The following is a 5585-nucleotide window of genomic DNA, read 5'->3' as shown; positions in this document are numbered from 1 at the left end:
AACTCCTCGCCCGGCCCGGCCACCCGGTCTTCGAGCTCGTCGACCGCGAGCGCCTGAGCAGGGCCGCGCACCACGACGGCCCGGTCAGCACCCAGGCGGCCCGGCGTGGCCTGGAGAAGGCCCTCGACCTGGCCCTGTGGCTGGATCTGTACCGGCCCGAACTCGTGCTCGGCTGACGCTCCCCCCGGTCGGCCGCACGCTCCGGTCGGCCGCGCGCTCCGACCGGTCGCCCGCATCGGCCGGTCGCCGCGCGCGCCCGCCGCTTCAGCCCGTCCCGGCGGACGACTCCTGGTCCGGCGGGCAGGAGCTGCCGGTGGGCGGCAGGGTGCCGTAGAGGAGGAAGTCGTTCACCTTGCGGTGCACGCAGGTGGAGGAGCCGTACCCGGTGTGACCGTCACCGCGGTTGTCCAGGACCACCGCCGAGGAGCCGAGCCGCTTGGCGGTCTCCTCGGTCCAGCGGTACGGCGTCGCCGGGTCGCCGCGCGTGCCGATCAGCAGCATCCGGGCCGTGTCGACGTTCTTCACCTTCTCGCGGATGAAGTCGGTGCCCTTGGGACGGCCGTAGCACATCAGCAGTTCGTTGAGCCGGTAGCGGCCGAAGACCGGGGAGGCCTGCTCGTACTCGGCGCGCAGCCGGCCGAGGTCCTTGGTGATCTGCGCCGCGGCGGGCCGGTCGGGGTCGTCCGCGCAGTTGATCGCCATCATCGCGGCGGGCAGGTTGTCCAGCGGCACGTCCGCCGCGTCCACCAGCCCGCCGCTGCCGCTGCGCCCCGCCGGGCCCAGCCGCGCGGGCAGGGCCACGCCGCCCCCGGAGAACGCCTCGATGCCGCGCGTGTCGCCGTCCTGGACGAGTGAGGCGATCGCCCGCTCGAGCGAGGGCCACATCGACCTGCTGTAGAGCGCCTGGCCGATCGCGCCCACCAGATCCTGCCCGGACAGCTTGCCGCCGGATGCCGTCGGCACCGGGTTCTCGTCGAGCGAGCGGACGAGTCGCGGGACCTGGTCGTCGGCCGACCGCCGGTCCTGCCCGAACGGGCAGGCGATGTCCTGCACGCACCAGTCGAGGAAGTCCTCCAGCGCCGTCTGCTGCCCCTCGGCGCCGGCGACCCCCTGCTCCGTCAGCGGCTCGGTCAGCGTGTCCACCCCGTCCAGCGCCAGCCGCCCCACCTTGTCCGGGAACTGCGCCGCGTACACCGCTCCGAGCCGGGTGCCGTAGGAGAAGCCCAGGTAGTTGAGCTTGTCGTCGCCGAGCGCCTGGCGTATCACGTCCAGGTCCCGGGCCGAGTCGACGGTGCCTATGTGGGGCAGGACGGGCCCGGAGTGCTTGATGCACTCCGACGCGACCTGCTGCCAGGCATTGATCACCTTCAGCGCGGCCTGCGCGCTGCTGAGGTCCGCGTTGCCGTCCGTCGCCGCCGAGGACTGGTCGCCCGCGCCCAGACCGCAGCTGACCGGGGAGGACCTGCCGACGCCCCGGGGGTCGAAGGTCACCACGTCCAGGCCGTTGGTCAGGTCCATGAACTCCTTGCCGTCGGCGGCGAGTTCAGGGACCCCGGCGCCGCCCGGGCCGCCGAAGTTCAGCACCACCGAGCCCTGCGAGTGCCCGGTCGCGCGGTAGCGGGCCAGCGCCAGGTCGAGCGTGCCGGCGCCCGGGTGGGCGTAGTCCAGCGGGACGGTCACCTTGCCGCACTGCAGGTCCTGGGGGGCCTCCTTGTCGCACGCCGCCCAGGTCACCTTCTGCTGGTAGAAGCGCTCGAGGCCCTGCCGTCCGCCGTCCGCGCCCGCCGCCGCCGACAGCCCCGCGCCGAGCAGGGCCAGGGTGACGGCCCCGGCGCACGCACACCGCCGGGCCGCGAACCGCGTCTCCAGCTTGGCCAGCATCGATGCCTCCAGGAACGCTCCACCGCAGGCCGGCTGCAGCGCCCTCGCCCACGATAAGCGGGCCCCGCGCGGGGCGCCTGTCGGTGGGCGGGGTCCCCCGCGCGGGGCCTCCGCCGGCCGGTGGGCAGGCCGTGCGGGGGCCGTGCCCTCCGCCCGCGCGGGCCTGCACGGCCTGTTCGAGTACCGGGCCCCCGAAGGGGTGAAAGGCTGATAAGCCATAACTCGGATCGTTCGCCGGCGTTTTACCCGGTGCGGGCGAGCGCCCGCGACCATGTCTGGAAGGCAGGGAGACCTATGAAACGGGTTACCCGAAACGGTGTCATCGCCGTGGCCGCCGCCTCGGGCGCGATGGCGATGGCCGTACCGGTGTCCGCGCTCGCGGCCGACGGCGGCGTCACGGCGGAGGGCGCCGCGATCGGCTCACCCGGGGTGATCTCCGGCAACACCATTCAGCCCCCGGTGCACCTCCCGGTGAACCTGTGCGGGAACACGGTGAACGCGGTGGGGCTGCTCAACCCCGCGGCGGGCAACCAGTGCGCCGACGTGTCCGGGTCCGCGTCCGGCTCGGGGTCCGCGTCCGCCGGGAGGGATCGGGCGAGGCCGACCGGGGGCGCGACCGCCCGGGAGAGCGGAAAGGATTCGCCCGGCGTGCTCTCCGGCAACGACGTCCAGTTGCCGGTGCACCTACCGGTGAACGTCAGCGGCAACAGCGTGAACGTGGTGGGCATCGGCAACCCGGCCACCGGCAACACCTCGACCAACACCTCCGTCGACCACCCCGGTGTGCCCACCCCCCAGCCGGTCACCCCGCCCGAGCGCTCCCGGCCCGAGCCGGTGTCGCACACCGCCCCCGCACCGCGGAGCGAGGCTCCCTCGCTCGCCCACACCGGCGCCGACGGGACCATGCCCGCCCTCGCCGCCAGTGCCGCGCTCGTGCTCGGCGGAGCCGCGCTGTACCGACGCCACCGGCCCGGGGCATCGCGCTGACGCACACCCCCTGACCCCACGCGGAAGGCCTCACCGCAGCCGCGGAACGCGCCCGGTGGGGCCTCCGCCGTGGCACCGTCCCGGGGGCCGGCCGGCCACGGGCGCGCCTCAAGTCCCGTAGGCAATCGGCTGGTTCGCGAGCCCGGCGGCTTGATCCCGACGTGGCGTGCGCGCGCGTGATCCGGAAGGATGCCGCGTGCACCGGCCGCCACGGAAAGGGAGCACGCACGATGACCACCCCCGCGCCCGCGGAACACCCCGGAGGGCTCGTCGTCGCACGGGCCGGTCTCGAGGACTGGCCGGTCATCAGCGGATGGGCGGCGGACGAGGGCTGGAACCCCGGGCTCTCGGACGGCCAGGCCTTCTTCGCCCAGGACCCCGAGGGCTTCTTCCTGGGCCGCGTCGACGGCGAGCCGGTCTCGGCGGTCTCCGTCGTCAACCACGGCCCCGACTACGCCTTCCTGGGCTGCTACCTGGTCCGCCCCGACCGGCGCGGCCGCGGCCACGGACTGGCCACGTGGCGCACCGCCCTCGCCCACGCCGGGAGCCGCACGGTCGGACTCGACGGAGTGGTGGCCCAGCAGGACAACTACCGCCGGTCGGGCTTCGAGGCCGCACACCGCACCATCCGCTTCACCGGCCCGGCGCCCGCGCCCACGGCGGCCGGGCTGCCGGCGGACGTGCGGCCGGTCACGCCCGCGGACGTGGACGACGTGACGGCGTACGACACCGCCTGCCACCCGGCGGCGCGCCCACGCTTCGTCGCCGCCTGGCTGGCCACACCCGGACACCGCGCGGTCCTGCGCCGCTCCGGCGGCCGCCTCACCGGGTACGGCGTCCTGCGGCCCGCCCGCGACGGCGTGCGTGTCGGCCCGCTGTTCGCCGACACAGCCGAGGACGCGCGCGCCCTGTTCACCGCGCTCACCGCCGGCGCCGAGGGCCGGCCGGTCTCGATCGACGTGCCCGAGACCAACAAACCGGCCCTCGCCCTGGCCGAGGACGCCGGCCTCACCCCGTCCTTCGAAACCGCCCGCATGTACACGGGCCCGATACGTCCCTACGCCCGCGAACGAGTCTTCGCAGTCACCACCCTGGAACTGGGCTGACCCACCCAAGAGCCGCCTGTGGCGGCAAGCCGCCCGGTGCGTCCGACGCGATTCGGCCTCGTGCTGCTGGGCTACTCGGGTGGCATGACACATCACACCCTCGCCCGCCGGGCCGCCGAGGCGGCCGGGCGGCTGTTGCCCGACGCCGCTGGGCCCGGTCGCGTCCTGCGCGGTGTCGACAGGATCGAACAGTTCTCCGGCGCCGACCAGGCGCTCGACCGCATCCGCGACGTCATACGCGCCGCCCCGCTGGGCCGCGCCCGGGACGCGCTGCACGGGCGGTGGCTGGGCCACCCCGCGCACCCGCTCATGGTCCAGGTGCCCGTCGGCAGCTGGCTGTCGGCGGCCGTCCTCGACCTCTTCCCCGCCCAGCGGCGTGCGGCGCGCACCCTGATCGCCACCGGGCTGATCGGAGCCGTACCGTCCGCGGTGGCCGGCTGGGTGGACTGGGCGGAGCTGCACCGTGAGCAGATGCGCGTCGGCGCGGTGCACGCCGCGGCCAACGTCACCGCGCTCACGCTGTACGCCGCCTCGCTCACCGCACGCCTGCGCGGCCGCGAGGCGCTCGGCAGGGCGCTCGGCATGGCCGGACTCACCGCGGTGGCCGCCGGGGGCGCGCTGGGCGGACACCTCGCCTACCGCCAGGCCTCCGGCGCCAACCACGCGGAGCCCATTCCCCACCTGGTCTCGCCCGGCTGGCACCCGGTGGTCGGCCTCGCCGAGCTGCCCGACGGGCAGCCGGTACGGCGCGACATCGAGGGCATCGCGGTCGTCGTGGTCCGGCAGGGCCCGCAGACCGTGCACGTACTGGCCGAGCGGTGCAGTCACATGGCCGGTCCGCTCTCCGAGGGCACCGTCCGGGACGGCTGCCTGCGGTGTCCCTGGCACGGCAGCGTCTTCCGCCTCTCCGACGGCTGGAACGTCAAGGGCCCGGCCACCGCACCCCAGCCCGCCTTCGACACCCGGATCATCGACGGCCGCGTCGAGGCGCGCCTGCGGTCCTCCTGACGCGCGAACACGCGAACACCCCCCGCGGACCCCTTGGCGCAAAGGGGTCCGTGCCGGTGACGGCGCGGGTTACAGTCGGCGGGCGGCACATCGCGGTACGTCGCCGCACGTCGTTGATCCGAGGGGGCGGACCATGACCACACGCACGAGCCGGCCGGCCGGCCCGGACCACGCCGGCACGATCGCCCGCGCCGCCGCGGCGGTGGCCCGGTGAGCGTCGTCGACCTCGCCGCGCTCGGCGACTCCTTCACCCGCGACCCGTACTCCGTCTACGCCCGCTTACGGGCCAAGGGCCCGGTGCACCGGATCCGCATGCCCGAGGGCGGCGCGGAGGCCTGGCTGGTGGTGGGCTACGAGGCGGGCCGTGCCGCGCTCGCCGACCCCCGGCTGTCGAAGGACTGGGACAGGGCGACGCCCTCGCTGCCGCTGGGTTCCGTCTCCTCCGGTTACCACATGCTCAGGGCGGACCCGCCGGACCACACCCGGCTGCGCAGACTCGTCGCCCGCCAGTTCACCCCGCGCCGCGTCGAGGAACTCGCGCCCTGGGTGCAGAAGACGACCGACGAGCTCCTGGACCGGATGCTCACCGCGCCCGACGGCCGC

Annotated in this window: 5 protein-coding genes and 1 pseudogene; 5 read left to right on the top strand and 1 reads right to left on the bottom strand. The window is 75.0% G+C overall.

Annotation, left to right across the window (positions count from 1 at the left end; genetic code table 11):
* Window positions 1-176: hypothetical protein (locus tag IE249_RS36465; RefSeq protein ID WP_229857839.1), on the top strand; the 176-nt coding region annotated here is incomplete at its 5' end.
* Window positions 177-264: 88 nt separating this feature from the next.
* On the opposite strand, the gene IE249_RS06545 is transcribed toward IE249_RS36465, so the two are convergent.
* A complete protein-coding gene (locus IE249_RS06545) occupies window positions 265-1881 on the bottom strand; it encodes an alpha/beta hydrolase (RefSeq protein ID WP_189703810.1) in 1617 nt (538 codons plus the stop codon).
* A 294-nt stretch (window positions 1882-2175) separates the two neighbouring features.
* Here IE249_RS06545 and IE249_RS39820 point away from each other — a divergent pair, with 294 nt between their 5' ends.
* The 4 genes and pseudogenes from IE249_RS39820 to IE249_RS36460 all read left to right on the top strand — a co-directional run.
* Window positions 2176-2868 carry a chaplin gene (locus tag IE249_RS39820; protein WP_189703809.1) on the top strand — a complete coding sequence of 231 codons (693 nt, stop codon included), beginning with the start codon at window positions 2176-2178 and terminating at the stop codon, window positions 2866-2868.
* 230 nt (window positions 2869-3098) lie between these two features.
* Window positions 3099-3974 (top strand): GNAT family N-acetyltransferase, encoded by an 876-nt coding sequence (locus IE249_RS06535; RefSeq protein WP_189703808.1) that lies wholly within the window; start codon window positions 3099-3101, stop codon window positions 3972-3974.
* An 84-nt stretch (window positions 3975-4058) separates the two neighbouring features.
* A complete protein-coding gene (locus tag IE249_RS06530; RefSeq protein WP_189703807.1) occupies window positions 4059-4982 on the top strand; it encodes a Rieske (2Fe-2S) protein in 924 nt (307 codons plus the stop codon).
* A gap of 210 nt (window positions 4983-5192) precedes the next feature.
* Window positions 5193-5585, top strand: a pseudogene (locus IE249_RS36460) (cytochrome P450); the annotation flags it as partial.

It is taken from the genome of Streptomyces anandii JCM 4720 (assembly GCF_014650655.1).
GTDB classification, from domain to species: domain Bacteria; phylum Actinomycetota; class Actinomycetes; order Streptomycetales; family Streptomycetaceae; genus Streptomyces; species Streptomyces anandii.
Note: the sequence above shows the minus strand (reverse complement) of the source record. Positions and strands in the feature narration are given on the sequence as shown.

Bases quoted from the DNA above. Each gene is read 5' to 3' on its own strand.
- IE249_RS06535 (WP_189703808.1), top strand. From the start codon at position 3,099: ATGACCACCCCCGCGCCCGCGGAACACCCCGGAGGGCTCGTCGTCGCA.
- IE249_RS06545 (WP_189703810.1), bottom strand. From the start codon at position 1,881: ATGCTGGCCAAGCTGGAGACGCGGTTCGCGGCCCGGCGGTGTGCGTGC.
- IE249_RS39820 (WP_189703809.1), top strand. From the start codon at position 2,176: ATGAAACGGGTTACCCGAAACGGTGTCATCGCCGTGGCCGCCGCCTCG.
- IE249_RS06530 (WP_189703807.1), top strand. From the start codon at position 4,059: ATGACACATCACACCCTCGCCCGCCGGGCCGCCGAGGCGGCCGGGCGG.